This is a genomic window from Marinobacter sp. GH_1, from assembly GCF_048595985.1.
Lineage (GTDB): Bacteria > Pseudomonadota > Gammaproteobacteria > Pseudomonadales > Oleiphilaceae > Marinobacter > Marinobacter shengliensis.
Genome location: NZ_CP184460.1, coordinates 1,415,986 through 1,431,268, shown reverse-complemented (window position 1 = coordinate 1,431,268; position 15,283 = coordinate 1,415,986). Strand labels below are relative to the sequence as shown.

General features: G+C 57.3%; 15 protein-coding genes. 5 read left to right on the top strand and 10 right to left on the bottom strand.

Features of this window, described 5'->3' with window-relative positions; genetic code table 11:
• The first annotated feature begins 34 nt into the window (after positions 1–34).
• Genes ACNSOI_RS06575 through ACNSOI_RS06555 form a run of 5 tightly spaced genes read left to right on the top strand, consistent with a single transcriptional unit; the run spans position 35 to position 6,025 of the window.
• The gene (locus ACNSOI_RS06575) at positions 35–520 is read left to right on the top strand and encodes a PaaI family thioesterase (protein WP_014422288.1); all 486 of its coding nucleotides are present in this window, start codon (positions 35–37) and stop codon (positions 518–520) included.
• Positions 517–1,008: a PaaI family thioesterase gene (locus tag ACNSOI_RS06570; RefSeq protein ID WP_014422287.1), complete on the top strand. Its 492-nt coding sequence runs from the start codon at positions 517–519 to the stop codon at positions 1,006–1,008. The genes ACNSOI_RS06575 and ACNSOI_RS06570 overlap by 4 nt, the downstream gene beginning before the upstream one ends.
• Complete coding sequence (locus ACNSOI_RS06565) at positions 998–1,900, top strand: alpha/beta fold hydrolase (protein WP_014422286.1); 903 nt, start codon at positions 998–1,000, stop codon at positions 1,898–1,900. Before ACNSOI_RS06570 ends, ACNSOI_RS06565 begins: the two co-directional genes overlap by 11 nt.
• Entirely contained in the window at positions 1,857–2,990 is a 1,134-nt protein-coding gene (locus ACNSOI_RS06560; RefSeq protein WP_345799546.1) for an efflux RND transporter periplasmic adaptor subunit, read from the top strand. The genes ACNSOI_RS06565 and ACNSOI_RS06560 overlap by 44 nt, the downstream gene beginning before the upstream one ends.
• Positions 2,987–6,025 carry an efflux RND transporter permease subunit gene (locus tag ACNSOI_RS06555; RefSeq protein WP_058091239.1) on the top strand — a complete coding sequence of 1,013 codons (3,039 nt, stop codon included), beginning with the start codon at positions 2,987–2,989 and terminating at the stop codon, positions 6,023–6,025. The genes ACNSOI_RS06560 and ACNSOI_RS06555 overlap by 4 nt, the downstream gene beginning before the upstream one ends.
• A gap of 281 nt (positions 6,026–6,306) precedes the next feature.
• On the opposite strand, the gene ACNSOI_RS06550 is transcribed toward ACNSOI_RS06555, so the two are convergent.
• The 10 genes from ACNSOI_RS06550 to ACNSOI_RS06505 form a co-directional block, all read right to left on the bottom strand.
• Entirely contained in the window at positions 6,307–7,392 is a 1,086-nt protein-coding gene (locus ACNSOI_RS06550; protein ID WP_420195397.1) for an aldo/keto reductase, read from the bottom strand.
• An 84-nt stretch (positions 7,393–7,476) separates the two neighbouring features.
• Complete coding sequence (locus tag ACNSOI_RS06545) at positions 7,477–8,283, bottom strand: dienelactone hydrolase family protein (protein ID WP_008170335.1); 807 nt, start codon at positions 8,281–8,283, stop codon at positions 7,477–7,479.
• Positions 8,284–8,361: 78 nt separating this feature from the next.
• On the bottom strand, positions 8,362–8,928 hold the full coding sequence (locus ACNSOI_RS06540) for a TetR/AcrR family transcriptional regulator (protein WP_420195396.1): 567 nt from the start codon (positions 8,926–8,928) through the stop codon (positions 8,362–8,364).
• 43 nt (positions 8,929–8,971) lie between these two features.
• The gene (locus ACNSOI_RS06535) at positions 8,972–9,640 is read right to left on the bottom strand and encodes a cupin domain-containing protein (protein WP_008170339.1); all 669 of its coding nucleotides are present in this window, start codon (positions 9,638–9,640) and stop codon (positions 8,972–8,974) included.
• Between the two features lie 63 nt (positions 9,641–9,703).
• Positions 9,704–10,324 carry a glutathione S-transferase family protein gene (locus ACNSOI_RS06530; protein ID WP_041654905.1) on the bottom strand — a complete coding sequence of 207 codons (621 nt, stop codon included), beginning with the start codon at positions 10,322–10,324 and terminating at the stop codon, positions 9,704–9,706.
• A 262-nt stretch (positions 10,325–10,586) separates the two neighbouring features.
• The gene (gene umuC / locus ACNSOI_RS06525) at positions 10,587–11,888 is read right to left on the bottom strand and encodes a translesion error-prone DNA polymerase V subunit UmuC (RefSeq protein ID WP_420195395.1); all 1,302 of its coding nucleotides are present in this window, start codon (positions 11,886–11,888) and stop codon (positions 10,587–10,589) included.
• 2 nt (positions 11,889–11,890) lie between these two features.
• On the bottom strand, positions 11,891–12,328 hold the full coding sequence (gene umuD / locus ACNSOI_RS06520) for a translesion error-prone DNA polymerase V autoproteolytic subunit (RefSeq protein ID WP_420195394.1): 438 nt from the start codon (positions 12,326–12,328) through the stop codon (positions 11,891–11,893).
• 446 nt (positions 12,329–12,774) lie between these two features.
• Positions 12,775–13,728 (bottom strand): TraI domain-containing protein, encoded by a 954-nt coding sequence (locus ACNSOI_RS06515; protein ID WP_420195393.1) that lies wholly within the window; start codon positions 13,726–13,728, stop codon positions 12,775–12,777.
• Complete coding sequence (locus tag ACNSOI_RS06510; RefSeq protein ID WP_420195392.1) at positions 13,715–14,938, bottom strand: tyrosine-type recombinase/integrase; 1,224 nt, start codon at positions 14,936–14,938, stop codon at positions 13,715–13,717. Before ACNSOI_RS06510 ends, ACNSOI_RS06515 begins: the two co-directional genes overlap by 14 nt.
• Positions 14,931–15,164, bottom strand: a complete 234-nt coding sequence (locus ACNSOI_RS06505; protein WP_008170356.1) for a hypothetical protein — start codon at positions 15,162–15,164, stop codon at positions 14,931–14,933. The genes ACNSOI_RS06510 and ACNSOI_RS06505 overlap by 8 nt, the downstream gene beginning before the upstream one ends.
• Positions 15,165–15,283 lie beyond the last annotated feature (119 nt).

The following is a 15,283-nucleotide window of genomic DNA, read 5'->3' as shown; positions in this document are numbered from 1 at the left end:
CTGTGCGAAATGCAAACCGGGGTGGGCAGATCTGATGACGGAGTCGAACAGAGCTCAGCACAGTGACGCTGTGACGACGGCGTGGCAGTTCACCGAACAGGTTCCCCACGGCAGGGATCTGGGTATGCAGGTTGTCTCTGTGAACGGAAACCAGGTCTGCATGCGCCTGACCCCACAGCCGTGGATGTTCGCCGAAGAGGATACAAAAGAAATCTGCACCAGCGTGCTCTACTCGCTGGCCGACTCCGCCGGAGGCTTGGCGGTATTCGCGGGGGCCCTGGAGTTGATGCCCATTGCCACGCTGGATCTGCGCATGGATTATCTGCGGCCCGCCATCGGCGACCGTGCCCTCTTGGCGGTGGCCACCTGTCGTCATTTAACGGACGAGGTCGCGTTCATCCATTGCGACATCCTCAGCGAGAGCGATAGTGCACTGTTAGCGACGGCAAACGCCACCTTCATGCGCAACACCCAGGGCCAGCGATTCCAGGCCGGTGGACGAAAAAAGGAGGGCGCATGAGCACGACTGGCGATTCGGCACAACCCATCTCAGGCCCTACCGAAAGCGGGAAAGAATGTTCCGACTGGCAGGCTCTGCTGGAGCGCATTCCCTACGCACGGCACCTTGGGCTTGAGGTTCAACGCGACGATGTAGGTCTAGTGGTTCATATGCCGTGTCGTGAAGCGCTCATTGGCAACTTTATGCTACCCGCCCTCCATGGCGGCGTGCTTGGCGCCCTGATCGAACTCACCGCGCGGGTCGCTGCGCAAAGCCAGGATACCGACAAACGTTGCCCACGCATTCTCGACAGCCACATTAACTACCTCCGTTCCGCGCAGGCCCGATCGACGTTCGCCAGCGCCGAAATTGTTCGACAAGGCAGGCGGAGCAGCCTGGTCCGGGTGACCTGCTGGCAGGGCGATAAGCGCAAACCGATCGCCAGCGGTCAGGTTCAGTTGTTGCTCCCGACAGTGGCGGCCAAAGAAGCAGATCTTCATGAACAATAAGCACAACAACCCTGAACGCGACCAATTCCAGGCGCCGGATGGCGCGGAGATCGCACTGTGGCGCTGGCCGCAATCCAAAGCGCGCCCCACGGTGCACTGGGCGCATGCAACGGGTTTCCATGGCCGCCTGTACCGCCCCCTCCTTGATGGGCTTGCCACGGACGTCAATGTCCTGGCCTGGGACATGCGGGGGCACGGGGCCAGCGCCGGTGCGGCGAACTTTTCGACATTCCGGGGCTGGGAAACCTACTATCGCGACATGACCGCTCTGCTGGGTAGCCTGGACGAGCCGGTCTGGCTCGCCGGCCATTCTATCGGTGCCACCACCAGCATCATGGCCGCTGCCCGACGGCCAGACAAAGTGCTGGGCCTGATTCTGGCGGAACCGGTGATCATGGATCCGGGGCAGGGCCTGAAGTTGTGGCTGGCCAAGCTGCTACGCCAGTCACATCGGTTGTCACTGGCCGCCGGAGCCGCACGTCGGCGCCGGGTATTCGACTCGCACGCTGCTGCGCTGGACAACTATCGGGGCCGCGGTGGCTTCAAGACCTGGCCCGATGCATGGCTGGAGGCCTACATCCAACACGCTTTTCTGCCGCAGGACGATCAAGTTCGCCTGGCGTGTGCGCCGGAGTGGGAGAGCACCACCTTTGCCCATACCGAACACAACCCCTGGCCCGGTATTCGTCAGTTGCGGTGCCCGGTTATCGCGCTGGCGGCGGAACGCGGGTCAACCTTCTCGCCGGCGGCGCAAAAACGTCTGCAGACCTTGTTGCCCTCGGCTGACGTGAGGGTTCTTGAGGGTACGACTCATTTTCTGCCCATGGAACAGAAGGAAGCCGTTCGCGATGCCATCCTGCAACTTGCTTTGTCCAGACACCGCGAGAACTGATACCCACACCTTGATTTTGCCAATCGGGACACCTGCCATGCGCTGTATGCTGACACTGTTTATCTCGCTGCTCATTCTGTCTGGTTGTCAGCAGTCTTCGGAACCGCCCCCAGAGGCCCGCGCCCCTATCCCCTGGGTAAAAACAGTTGAACTAAAGGACGCCGGCCCAACAACGCACAGATTTTCAGGAACCCTGCGAGGCCGCCACGAAGTTCCTCAGGCCTTTCAGATCGCCGGTCGGATTCAACATCGTTACATTGATGCCGGTCAACGCGTGGAAAAAGGCGACTTACTGTTCAAACTCGATACACGAGACCTTGTAGCAACGGCGGAGGGAGCCGCCGCGGATCTGAAGCGTGCAGAAGCGGCCCTGGCAATTACCACCAATGAGCTCCAGCGCCAACAGCAACTTGTGGGGCGTCAGTTTGTCAGCGAACAAACCCTGCAACGCCTTGAATTGGCAGAGCGTGAGGCGCGCAGCCAGGTGCAAACGGCTTCTGCACGCAATCAGCAGGCTCAGAATGCCCTGGGGTATGCGGAACTGAAAGCCGCCCATGCAGGCGTGGTCACTGAGGTCATCGTTGAACCCGGCCAGGTTGTGGGTGTCGGTCAAACCCTTGCCGTTCTGGCCGAAGATCAATCGCTGGAAGTCGAGGTTTTTTTGCCAGAGGGCAGTAGCCCGCCCAGGCGCGGTTATGTTCCTTTACCCAATGGCGAACAGCTTGCTGTGAGCCTGAGAGAGATTGCCGGGGCTGCCGACCCGGCAAGCCGGAGCTGGCGTGCCCGATACAGCCTGGAGGGGCCCTACCCCTCATCTTTAACCCTGGGTTCGGTGGTGAGTGTCCAGTTAGCACAGAAGCAAACCGCGCCCAGCCATCGCGTACCGCTGGGTGCCCTCGATGAGAGAGGGCAAACGCCGCAGGTCTGGTTGGTCTCCGATGGCACGGTGAAGCCCCTTGCGGTCGAGGTGATCGATCTGGGTGAAGAGTATGCGCAGATCAAGGCCGATATCAACGCGGGAACGCCCATCGTCGCGTTGGGGACACACCTGCTCACGCCTGGCATGGCGGTGCGGGAGCTGGCTCAATGAGCTTACCGAATCTTTCCGCGCTGGCAGTGCGCGAGCGTTCGGTCACCCTCTTTTTTCTTTTGCTGTCCGTTGTTGCCGGTTTCTACGCGTTCTCCTCCCTTGGTAGGGCGGAAGACCCTGCGTTCACCGTCCGGGCGATGGTGGTTTCTGTCGTCTGGCCAGGAGCAACCCCTGAGGTGCTGCAGAATCAGGTCGTGGATCGTCTGGAAAAGCGAGTTCAGGAGGTGGCGTATACCGATACCATTGAAACAACCATCCGGCCCGGGCAGGCCGCCATGGTTATCCGATTCCAGGATTCTACGCCCAGCGAAAAAGTGCCGGACCTCTTCTATCAAGTCCGCAAACGCATGCTCGATGAGAGGCCCAATCTGCCCCGGGGTGTGATCGGCCCCATCGTCAACGATGATTTCGCGGATGTGTATTTCTCCCTGCTGGCGCTGACGGCACCCGGGATGCCAATGCGTGAACTGACCCGAGAGGCAGAATCGATACGGGATCGCTTGCAACGGCTGCCCGGCTTGCAAAAAGCACAGCTCCTGGCGGAGCGTCCTGAGCGGGTGTATCTCGAATTTGATCAGGACCGGCTCAACAACCTCGGTTTGTCGGCAGAAGAGGTGTTGCAGGCGATAGAGGCCAACAACCGTCTTCAGCCTCTTGGCTTTGTTGATCTTGCCGGCCCGCGGGTTTATGTCCGCAGCAACATCGACCTGTCTGACCTTGAGCGCCTCACCTCAGTACCTCTGCGTATCGGAGACCAGCTTATCACCGTGTCTGATCTGGCCGAGGTGCGTTTAGGTTATGAAGATCCTTTGAGCTACATCGTCCGCTCCAACGGTGAGGATGCGATCCTGTTAGGTGTCGTCATGCGCGCGGGTGAAAATGGCCTGGAGTTTGGTGAGCGGCTGCGCGAGTTTGTCAGTGCCGAACAGGGCAGGCTGCCGCTGGGAATGTCAATACAGACCCTGACCGATCAGGCGGAAGCCATCACTCAGGCGGTTGATCTTTTTCAGGTCAAGTTTCTGGTTGCGTTGGTCGTGGTGATGGGGGTTAGCATACTGGCGATCGGTCTGCGCGCGGGTTTGGTGGTGGGCATTGCGATTCCTGTGACCCTCGGCCTGACTTTCTTGTTGATGAAAATGGCGGGCATAAACCTGGACCGCATCACCCTGGGTGCGTTGATTATCGCACTGGGTCTGTTAGTGGACGATGCGATCATCGCCATTGAAATGATGATTGTGAAGATGGAGAGCGGCTGGGACCGGGTACGGGCAGCCAGTCATGCCTGGAGCGTAACAGCCGCGCCCATGCTGTTTGGAACGCTGGTGACGGTGGCCGGATTTGTTCCCATCGGATTTGCCCAGTCCGGAGTGGGAGAATACACCGGCAACATCTTCTGGGTGCTCGCTTTTTCGTTGTTGATTTCCTGGGTGGTGGCGGTAACTTTTACGCCTTATCTGGGCGTCAAGCTCTTGCCCGATTACACCGGGCATACGGGCCAGGACCTCTACCAAAGCGCGTTTTATCAGCGGTTGCGTAGAGTGATCACAGCGTGTGTACAGTACCGGAAAACCGTCGTTTTTATCACAGTGGGTTTGCTGGCGATCAGTGCTTTCGGGATGGCAACCCAGGTGCAGAAGCAATTTTTCCCCAGTTCTGATCGCCCCGAAGTTCTGATCAGTGTCTACGCTCCGCAGGGGAGCGCTATTGCCACCACGGATCAAAGTGTCAGACGCCTGGAAGCGATTCTGATGGACATGCCGGAGGTGAAAAGCCTTTCCGCTTACATCGGTGCCGGTGCACCCCGATTCTTCGTATCGGCCAACCCCGAGCAGCCGGACCCGGCATTTGCCAAGTTGATTGCCATTGGGCAGGACGTTGAAGGGCGCGATCGCATCATCTCGGCGCTGGAAACCAGAATCGCGGCGGGTGAATTTCCGGAGGCACGAGTGCGGGTGACGCGTTTGCTGTACGGTCCCCCGGTGGTCTGGCCGGTCAGTTTTCGTGTGCTGGGTCCGGAATCCGATCAACTCAGAGAGATCGCGCACCAGATCCGCACTCTCATGACCGGGCATCCGAATATCGTCATGCCGCATCTCGAATGGGATGAGCGTGTGCCCACTCTCTATCTTGATATGGACCCGGAAAACCTGGGTTGGATGGGCCTGACCCCGGCGGAAGTTGCCCGGCAACTGCAGTTCCAACTCCGCGGAGTGGCCGTCACCGAACTGCGCCAGGGCATAAGGAGCGTTCAACTGGTGGCGCGTAATGCCCGTGGCGAAGTGATCATGCCGGAAGATCTTGAGATCAAAACCCGCGACGGCCGCAAACTTTCCGTACAGCAACTGGGCAAGTGGCAGGTTCGTTACGAGGACCCCGTCATAAAGCGTTACAACCGTGACCCCTTCCTGGCCGTTCAGGCCGATGTAGAAGGTGCCCAGCCACCGGATGTTACCAAGGAGATATGGAGTGCGATGACGGGCCTGCGCGAACAGTTGCCGGAGGGTTACCGTATTGAAATCGGCGGTACGGTGGAACAATCAGCCAAAGCCAATGCTTCAATCCAGACATTACAACCGGTGATGTTGGCGTTGATGCTGATCTTTATCATGCTTCAGATGCGTTCCTTTATCGGCACATTGACTGTTCTTGCCACCGCGCCACTGGGTCTGATCGGGGCTGTGCTGGCTTTGCTGCTGTTTAATCAACCCTTTGGCTTTACCGCGCTGCTGGGGCTGATTGGCCTGGGCGGCATCCTGATGCGAAATACCATGATTCTGACGCAGCAGGTGCAGGACAACTTCAAAGCAAGGATGGCTGCCCGGGAAGCCGTTGTCGAGGCGGCAGTCCAGCGTGCCCGACCCGTGGTACTCACCGCCCTGGCGGCCGTTCTGGCGTTTGTTCCTCTGACCTTTGACCTGTTCTGGGGGCCGCTGGCTTATGTCCTTATCGGTGGCGTGGCGGTCGGCACTCTGATCACGCTATTGTTTGTGCCGGCGCTTTATGCTCTTTGGTTTCGCTTACAGATGGAAGATTGAGGTAGGTTTGAATGAGCGCCAATTTTGTTAGCAATTACATTTCACTTAAGTCTTCCAGGAAGGTGATTGAGTTCTGAAATAACCCTTAGACACGACCTGTTTTGCCGCCAACACCAGAACCGGTAAAGTCAGGTGTTGAAGCAGCCAGGAGAGTCGTCGAAGTGGCCAGTAGGCACGGACGTCTAAGTTTTGACAGCATTAACGGTTTTTCCAGCATAGCGGCTGCGCCGTCGGGGCGCAGCACGATGTGAAGGTTGGGTTGGGTTGGGTCGGTTTTGGAATCAGGACTCGGTAGAGTTTCGGTACCCGGCCATCATTGCCATCATCCAGCCCGGGTACTCCTCGGGCAGGCGGCTGACTTCATCCAGGGCTATCAGTTCATCGTCGGACAAGCGGATTTGGGCCGCGCGGATATTGTCCCTGAGCTGCTCGGGCCGCTTGGCGCCAACGATGATGCTGGTCACAGGCTTCTGGTGTAGCAGCCATGACAGGGCAATCTGTGCCACATTGACCGGTTCGCCGTCGATCTGTTTGCCATCGGCAATCTCCCGCATAACCTTGATGACTTCGCTGCCCCGCTCGCGGTTGACGGGTGGAAAGTCAAACTTGGCGCGCCGGTTTTCTTCGGAAACGTCCGGCCCCTCGTATTTACCGGACAGGTAACCCCCGGCCAGTGGGCTCCACACCATCAGACCAACGTTCTCAGATTTCAGCATCGGAATAATATCCCGCTCCAGATCGCGACCTACGAGGGTGTAGTAGGCTTGCATGGATATGATCGGGCACAGGTTGCGGGCCCGGGTGATGCCGATGGCTTTCATCACTTGCCAGGCGGCCCAGTTGGACAGGCCCACGTAACGCACATGGCCTTGCTGCACCAGGGTGTTCAGTGCCTCCAGAGTTTCCTCGATCGGCGTGGCCGGGTCAAAACCGTGGATCTGGTACAGGTCAATATAATCCGTTTGCAGGCGCGCCAGGCTCGCCTTGCATTCGCTCATTATATGGCCGCGGGAAGCACCACGGGCATTGGGGCTTGCGCCCATGGGGCCGAGCATCTTGGTCGCCAGCACCACATCTTCGCGGCGAACGCCGAGATTCTTCAGGGACTGGCCGACGATGCGCTCACTGGCGCCGAAACCATAGATGTTGGCGGTATCGATAAAGTTGACCCCCGCCTCCAGGGCGATCTTCACGAGTTCGTCGGCCTGTTCCTGCTGCAACTGGCCGATCAGGCCCCAGATGTCCTCATCGCCGCCGAAGGTCATGGTGCCCAGGCACAGTTCGGATACGAACAGCCCCGAGTTGCCCAGCGACTTGTAGCCTGGACGATTGTCTCCATCGAACAGTGGTAAACTCTCAGTTGCCATGTTGCACCTCATCATGCTTTTCGGTTGGTGTTCCAGAATTCACTGTAAATACTGCCGGTTTCGGTTTGTTTGCACTCGCTTGTGTTACTGGGTGAAGATGGCCTTGTAGAAACGCATGGTGCCATCCCAGGAACGGCTGGCAGCCTCTTCATCATAACCAACCGGCATGCCGAACTCCTCGGCGATCTTGTCGGCGCCTGGGTTGGTGAATGAGTGCAGTACTCCGGGAAAGCTCACCAGTGTCAGGTCGACTTCGGCATCCTGCATCTCCTTGACCAGGCCCGCGACCTGATCCGAGGGGACCAGCTTGTCGGCACCGCCGGTGTACACCTGGATCCTGGCTTTCACGGACTCGGGTTCAGCCGTGAGGGGGCTGCCGAGCGCGCCGTGGAAGCTGACAACGCCGTCCAGATCGACGCCCATGCGCGCCATGTTGAGAACCACGGCGCCGCCAAAACAATAACCCTGTGCCGCAATTCGGGACGCATCAACACTTTCGTGGTTCTTCAGGATGTCCATCGCCTTCATGAAGCGCGCCTTGACCTGACTCATGTCCCGAGTGGCTTCCTGCATGAACTTCTGGGCGGTATCGGGATGGTCGGCTTGTTTGCCAGAGCCATACATATCCAGCGCAAACGCCGTATAGCCGGCCGAGGCAAGTCGTTCTGCCTGATTCCGGGCAAATTCATTGTGCCCCCACCATTCATGGACCACCAGAACCCCCGGACGCTTTTGCCCGAATTCATCATCCCAGGCCATGTAGCCGGTGAAGGTCTCGTCGCCGACTTGATACTCGATGGTTCTGGTTTGCGTTTCTGCCAGTACCTGCGTACTTGCAACAGTGAGTGACAGCGTGGCTGCTGCCAGTGCTGTTTTCAGGGTGCTCATCATCTGTTTGCTCCTTTTCGCTCGTTATGAGTCAATTTGCGTAGCGATTCTGTACATCAAAGCGCGATTCCTGTCCCGTCGTTACTGGCAGCGGGCGCGCAGCAGTCGCGTTGCGGCATCAAACACGGCGAGGTCTTCTTCGGTGCGCGCGGCAAGGTGGGCCCCTTCCAGCATCGCCAGGGTCGCCTGCGCTTCATCGGCGGGACCCAGGATGGCCGAGACGGATCCATCCCTTTGTCCCAGTTCAAACGTTGCCGTAATCCACTGCAGAACCATTGCGCGAACGGCGCCGACTCTGGCAATAACGGTGTCGGACAGGCTTTCGCGGCAGGTCGAAAAGGCAACGCACAGACACACGGTCTGGCCATCATGCAACGCCCCGCGGTACAGGGCAATGAGTGCCTTGAGGCGCGCGCCAGCGCTGGCATGGGCTGCGTCTATCTCGGTCAGACCCTGCTGCAGACTGGTCTGATAGCGCTCGATCAAGGCTTCGGAGAGCTTCGCCTTGGTGGTGAAATGATAATGGATCGAGGCCTTTCGAATGCCGATGGCCTCGGCCAGATCCGCGTAGCTGAACCCGTCAAAGCCCCGTGACCGGACGGTGTGCTCGGCAAGATCCATCAGGGCTGTTCTGGTATCACGGTTCATGGTTGTTCACCTGTCTGCCTTTTCAATCCCGCTATTGCCGGGCTTATACCCTCGGTGCCCCGGCAAATCGCAGGTGCCCCGTTTTCATCCAGATCTTGGCGCCGTCGTCCCCGGCCGTCACGGACAACCTGTGTCCTTCAGGGAGGCGCAGCCAGTCATGCCTGGCCAGCACCTCGCCATCCCTGATAGCCGAACCTTCGACCACCAGCAGTTCGATTCCGCCGGGCGCCTCAGAGGTCAGTGTCGCCCCCGCATCGAGCTGGCTGTAGGTCACGATCTCACGATCGTCCTCATGCAGCTTTGCGGTGGCAACGCCGCCCACTGGGGCGCCCAGCTCGGCCTCCATATTCTTGCTGAACTGGGTGCGGTCGGCCAGGTCGAACTGCCACAGTTTCACAAATATCGTACAGCCCGTTTCAGAGCCCGGAATATGTGACGTGGTTGGGGGGTTGCGCACGTAGGTGCCAGCAGGGAAGTCACCGTGCTCGTCCTGGAACACGCCATCGAGTACGATGAATTCTTCTCCACCGGTATGGGTATGCGCCGAGAAATGACTGCCCGGCGCATAACGCACGATGGTCGTGGCGCGGGCAACTTCGTCCCCGATCCGGTCCAGCATGCGCCGCTCCACCCCTTTCATGGGCGAGGGCTGCCATTCAATCTGGTCGGAATGCATAACCACCGGTTTGGAGAAATCTGCATTAATCTCCATGATATTCCTCCCTTTTGTGCCCTTCATGTTTTCAGCGCTTGCATTAAATCCGAAGGTTTCGGATTACCCGGCAATTGAAGGACGGGCTGCGACTTTTGCGCGCCAGGCCTGGAGATTGGTCAGAGACTCGGGAATGTCAACCTTCGCGAAATCCGCAAACCCCAGGCCGGCAAAGGCGGTGATGTCTGCGACCGAGAAGCTGTCGCCTGCGAGAAACTCGTTGTCCGCCAGAACGCTGTCAAGGTAGGCCATGGTTGCGCTGGCAATTTCTTTCTGTTTATTACCCCACTCAGCGCATTGCCAGGTTTCCAGATCCGGACCAAGCCCCGGGGTCGCGTGGTGGAAATAGGCACCCACGGCGTTCATCAGACCGTTTTCTGCCCGCAGATTCATCATTGCGATACGGGCACGCTCCGCTGGGGTTGTACCCATAAGGGACGGACCATCAAAGACGCCGTCGATATATTCGGTGATGGCATTGCACTGGGCGATGCAGGTGCCGTCGTCAAGTTCCAGCATGGGCACGGTGGCATCCGGGTTTTTCGTCTTGAACGCCTCGGAACGGTGCTCGCCGCCCATGACATCGACCGGGACGAATTCCACCTGGTTTGTTGCGCCTTTTTCTGCCAGAGCGATGCGAACGCGGAGCGGGTTCGGGAAGCCTTCGATATCGTAGATTTTCATTGATTGCCTCTGTTGGTCATTAAACATGCGCCAATTAATCTACCTATTAGTAGGTAGATGTGCAAGAGGCAATTTGATTGTTCTGCTTTTCTTTGCGCTGTTGACAAGACATTCCAAACGCCAAGAACAGCCCGGGCCTTCTTGCAGTACATAGCCAAACCAAAAAGCCAGCTTCTCAGTTAGACGATTTGATAAATATCGAAGTGTTTTTGTTGAAAGAAGCGTGTGCGAAAGAGCAGCCGTGAATGTTCGCTTATGTTTATCAGCGAACCTTTGGCAAGTCATCCCAGCAGGTCCTATACGCCGGCGACAAATGCCCCCGCCGCATCGCATAGGCAGCAGGCCCCACCTCTCTGGCCATGTAGACCGTAGCCCTGGATCTCCGGTTAATGGTATCCATCACCGCCATCAGGCGTTCCGATCTGCCACCGTCTGTCGCCTGCTCCAGGGCGACTTGGAAAAGATCCTCTTGAACCCCCGCTTCTTCCGCTAGCTCACACAGCATGACGCCGGCCTTGGCGTAATCAAACCCTTCGCGATACATCGGTCGAAGCAGATTCAGGGCCTGCTGCACAATAACCCGGGAGTCCTGGGTGGGCTGGATGAGCTTCACACTGGCACTGCATGAATACTGCGGTGCTGTGGCTTTGAAGGGATTGGTTCGGATGAACACCATCAGCTCTCCGGCATACTGCTGGCCTCCCCGAAGTTTCTCGGTCGCGCGTGTCGCAAAGTGCGCAACGGCTTCCTCCAGGTCGCTCAGTTTCTGAAGGGGCTGACCAAGCGATCGGGAACACATGATTTGCTTCTTGGGGGCAGGCACATCCTCCCACGGCACACAGGGCACACTATTGAGCTCCTGGGCGGTGCGTTCCAACACGACAGAGAATTGTTTTCTGAGCGTCGCCAGATGGGTATCCGCTAACTGTAACGCCGTGACAATGCCCATGGCCTGCAGCTTGGCACTGAGCTTTCGCCCGACACCCCAAACCTCCTCAACCGGCACCCGAGCCATCAGTCGCCGTTGCCGGGCGGGGTCTGTGAGGTCTACCACGCCTCCCGTCGCCGGATACTTCTTCGCGGCAAAGTTAGCCAGCTTTGCCAGTGTTCGCGTGGGGGCGATGCCCACACAGACGGGCAAGCCGACGTTCTGATACACGATGTTCCTGACCTCTCGGCCAAAGTCCTCGAAGGACACCACCCGGTCAATGCCGGTGAGGTCCAGAAAGGCTTCATCAATGGAATAGACATCCACCCGTGGGGCCAGGGCTTCGAGTGTGGTCATAACCCGTCGGCTCATGTCGCCATAGAGGGTGTAGTTGGAGGAGAATACCTGGATGCCGTACCGGTTAATTTCCGTTTTGATGTGATGAACCGGCACGCCCATCTTGATCCCCAGTGCCTTGGCTTCTTTCGAGCGGGCGACCACGCAGCCGTCGTTGTTGGACAGCACCACAACCGGCGTATTGCGCAGATCCGGACGGAACAGCTTCTCGCAGGAGGCGTAGAAATTATTGCAGTCCACGAGGGCAAATACGGCCTGACCCCGGCCAACCGATGCCATCCCTACCCTCCCCGCTTTATTGACCGGATGACGTTGGTCACTACCCCAAACACTTCCATCACCATGTCACCCTCGATTGTAATGGGCTTGTAGGCGGGATTGCGCGGAAGGAGGCGCACGGGTGGTGGAGTCAGGTGCAATTGCTTCACCGTCATCTCGCTTTCCAGGCTGGCGATGATGATGTCTCCATGTCCGGCCCTCAGTGACCGGTCCACCACCAGAACATCGCCGGGATAGATGCCCACCTCAGTCATGGACTCACCCTGAACCCTCACGAAGAAGGTGGCAGCAGGGTGCTGAATACAAAGCTCGTTCAGATCGATGGTCTTCTCAACGTAGTCTTCCGCCGGCGATGGAAAGCCAGCCGAGACCCTCTCCAGAAACATCGGGATGTTCAGGCGTGAGACGGATTCGTAGTCACCAAGCAGAATGCAGGACATGCTTTACACCGGATACTGGTTGAATATACAGTATTTTGGCGAGACAATATCAGCGGGTCAACCCATCATTGGGCACCATGCCCCATACTCAGAAGAGTGCAGCTGCCAGGAAGGCGGGAGGAGCCTGTATGAAAAGCGTAATACTGATGTTTGTTGGCGGCTTGGTAGGCGGCCTAATCGGGCCAGTGACAGCGCTGGTGGGTGTGGCAGCCGGTTATATGGTTGGTCGCGCCCTGACGCATCCAAGTGCATCCAAGCCTAATGAAAACCAGTCTCCTTGCGGTTAGATTCATCATGCCGGAGTTTTAACCCTCCACATGTTCCTGAATCAGTTTCAGCGCTTCCTCCATATGTTCAAACCGGTGGCTACCGTCCTCACACAGCATCGAATAAAAAGGGGTGAGGCCACAACGTGCTCACACCCCTCACTGTCGTTTTCATCCGCCTCATCCATGAGCTTCTATCGATGGCAGCCAATACACGTTGTTTCCGAGCCGCCCAAAACCCATTGGCTGGCGCTTTCGGTAGGCCTTCCGCTGATTATCAGCCATGGCACTCTGGGCATCGGCGTCCCGAACATAGCGGGCAAGCGTTATGGCAGGGTTGACACCGTAGCGTGCGCCGGGTGAGGCGCAGGTCCAGATGTGCCGGAGTGCAAGCGCCGCATCAGGGTCTACCTTGTCGAGATAAGCCAGACCGTAGGCGCAGGCCTCCAAGGTCATGTCGGCGTGGTCGCACAACCTAGCGGTTGCTGTCGGCTTACCCCATGCATCATAAGTGTAGGTTTTGCCAATGTCGTGCAACAAACCAGCGACGAAACCGAGCTCCTGAAGTTCTCGAGGCATGTCTGGTTCATTGGTCTTCGTCATGACCAGTACGTTCTTCGCCACGTCCAAGGAATGAGCCAGCAACCCGCCAGGCTCGTTATGATGGTAATTCCTGCTCGCCGGAGCTTTCAGGAAAACTTCCAACCTGTCACGGCGCTCCAATACTCGCTTAATGAACATCTGTAATGGGGCTGACCGCAAAGACCGAACCGCAGCCACCAGTTGATCCAGTGCCTCCGGCTTCGGGCAGAACGTTCGTGGCAAAGTCTGAAGCACCGGCAAGCCGGCAACATCTGCCTGCAACGGGCGGCGGATATCGGTCAGCAGGATCTCACTTTCCTCCGCACCAACACACACCTGACCTTTGACCACAACCAGATCCATGTGGCCCAGGTGCTCTGGAATCAATATAGAACCCATTACCGCCAGAACCACGATGTCGCTGGCACAGCTGCTCAACCGAAGCTTCAGGTACGGAATACCTTCATCGTCAAAGCAAGCAACACGCCCCGTTAATCGGTAGGTGCCTTTGAACGTCTCCTGGGTCAACGGGCGCAGATCATTCAGTTTCATCACCTACCTCCTTATCGTTTTCGATGACCCGGCTCTGAATTAGGCGCTCAAAGGCACTGCCATCCATCCGAGTCAGGTTCGGGATATAGCGGGAATAAACTTTGAACAGCATTTCCGTGGAGGAATGGCCGAGTGTTCTGGCCACCCATTCCGGGTTCTCCCCGGAGGCGAGGAGCAGTGTCGCCGCCGTGTGCCGCGTCTGGTAGGGACGACGCTTCTTTAATTTGAGATGATCCAGCAGCGGATACCAGACACGCTTGGTTACGTTGTTATGGTCCAGTGGCTCTCCCAGCCGATTGCAGAACACGAACTTACTGAGTTTGCCAGTCGCCTCGTACTGGGTCTTGAGCGCATCGTATACCGGGCCAAACATGGGGATTTCCCGCTGAGAGCCATCCGTTTTGGTGTACTCGGTCTGGCCATGGATAAGGGTTTCTCGTACCAGGATTTCCCGTTTTTCGAAATCTACATGCTCCCACTTGAGGCCATCAACTTCCCCTGTGCGCATGCCGGTGTAGAAACGCACCAGGTAGTAGTTGCGGTAATCCTCCCTGACCGTTTCGAGGATCTTTTCTACCTCGTTCAGGGAGAAGGGCTCGATGTGCACCTTCTGCTGCTTTAGCGGTTTGATGTTCAGGTAGGGGTTGGTGAAGTCAAACCGCTCAGCCGCCTCCGTCAGAATCATCCGCAGAATAGTCATGTGGCTGTTGATGGTTTTGGGCGCCATCAAACCACTCGCCCCCCTTCCCTTCCGCCGAGCCATCTTGTTACGCGCAGCCAAAATGTCTGGCTTGGAAATCTCGCTTACCCGTTTCCCCTTGAAGGCTGGCTTCAGAGAGCTGACCAGAATGGATTCCACATTACGAGTGTGGGAATTCCGCCACTGGATTTTGGATTCGAGGAACCACTGGTCAGCGAAGTCTGTGAACAGAGGAGTAGTAGATTCTGACTGACCAAGAACACCCTCGCCATTTTTGGGAAGGACCCCAGCGTCCTCAAGCTTTTTGAGGTTTTTGCTTCCCGGAAAGAACTCGGCGTAGTCAAAATCCCCAACCAATACTTTGGCTTCCATTCGCTGGATCAATGTCTCCAGCTGTTTACGGTTGCGGGCGGTGTCACTCAATAGAGTCTGCTCCCTGCAGCGTATTCCTTGATACCGGAAATCGATAAAGAGCTTCTTGGTATCGACTCGTGCTCGCACCTTAGCCATGACAAACACCTCCGCTTGCCATCGGGATGGCCAGATTGTTCTGAGCCATGCTGAGCATGTCTTCCTCGATGATCTCCCAGATGTAGAGGATTTTTCGGCCGCCAAATGGGCGGATATAATGTTTACCCTCTAACAGGACGCTGTCTTTCAGACACTGACGGATGGTCCGGGGGTCGTACTTGATACGCTCTGATAGTTCTTCAGTTGTCAGGTATGTGTTGTTCATGAGAACATCTCCTTTCGCCAATCAATGATCAGTTGATAACTTTTGTTATCACTTGATCATCAATATACGCCCCATCACGATAATTGCAAGTGGCGTTTGATACTTTTTATTATCAAAAG

What these genes read in the sequence shown, in the direction of transcription:
- ACNSOI_RS06575 (WP_014422288.1), top strand. Translation starts at nt 35, where the DNA reads ATGACGGAGTCGAACAGAGCTCAGCACAGTGACGCTGTGACGACGGCG.
- ACNSOI_RS06515 (WP_420195393.1), bottom strand. Translation starts at nt 13,728, where the DNA reads ATGAAACTGAATGATCTGCGCCCGTTGACCCAGGAGACGTTCAAAGGC.
- ACNSOI_RS06550 (WP_420195397.1), bottom strand. Translation starts at nt 7,392, where the DNA reads ATGGCAACTGAGAGTTTACCACTGTTCGATGGAGACAATCGTCCAGGC.
- ACNSOI_RS06505 (WP_008170356.1), bottom strand. Translation starts at nt 15,164, where the DNA reads ATGAACAACACATACCTGACAACTGAAGAACTATCAGAGCGTATCAAG.
- ACNSOI_RS06570 (WP_014422287.1), top strand. Translation starts at nt 517, where the DNA reads ATGAGCACGACTGGCGATTCGGCACAACCCATCTCAGGCCCTACCGAA.
- ACNSOI_RS06540 (WP_420195396.1), bottom strand. Translation starts at nt 8,928, where the DNA reads ATGAACCGTGATACCAGAACAGCCCTGATGGATCTTGCCGAGCACACC.
- umuC (WP_420195395.1), bottom strand. Translation starts at nt 11,888, where the DNA reads ATGGCATCGGTTGGCCGGGGTCAGGCCGTATTTGCCCTCGTGGACTGC.
- ACNSOI_RS06555 (WP_058091239.1), top strand. Translation starts at nt 2,987, where the DNA reads ATGAGCTTACCGAATCTTTCCGCGCTGGCAGTGCGCGAGCGTTCGGTC.
- ACNSOI_RS06545 (WP_008170335.1), bottom strand. Translation starts at nt 8,283, where the DNA reads ATGATGAGCACCCTGAAAACAGCACTGGCAGCAGCCACGCTGTCACTC.
- ACNSOI_RS06510 (WP_420195392.1), bottom strand. Translation starts at nt 14,938, where the DNA reads ATGGCTAAGGTGCGAGCACGAGTCGATACCAAGAAGCTCTTTATCGAT.
- ACNSOI_RS06565 (WP_014422286.1), top strand. Translation starts at nt 998, where the DNA reads ATGAACAATAAGCACAACAACCCTGAACGCGACCAATTCCAGGCGCCG.
- umuD (WP_420195394.1), bottom strand. Translation starts at nt 12,328, where the DNA reads ATGTCCTGCATTCTGCTTGGTGACTACGAATCCGTCTCACGCCTGAAC.
- ACNSOI_RS06560 (WP_345799546.1), top strand. Translation starts at nt 1,857, where the DNA reads ATGCCATCCTGCAACTTGCTTTGTCCAGACACCGCGAGAACTGATACC.
- ACNSOI_RS06535 (WP_008170339.1), bottom strand. Translation starts at nt 9,640, where the DNA reads ATGGAGATTAATGCAGATTTCTCCAAACCGGTGGTTATGCATTCCGAC.
- ACNSOI_RS06530 (WP_041654905.1), bottom strand. Translation starts at nt 10,324, where the DNA reads ATGAAAATCTACGATATCGAAGGCTTCCCGAACCCGCTCCGCGTTCGC.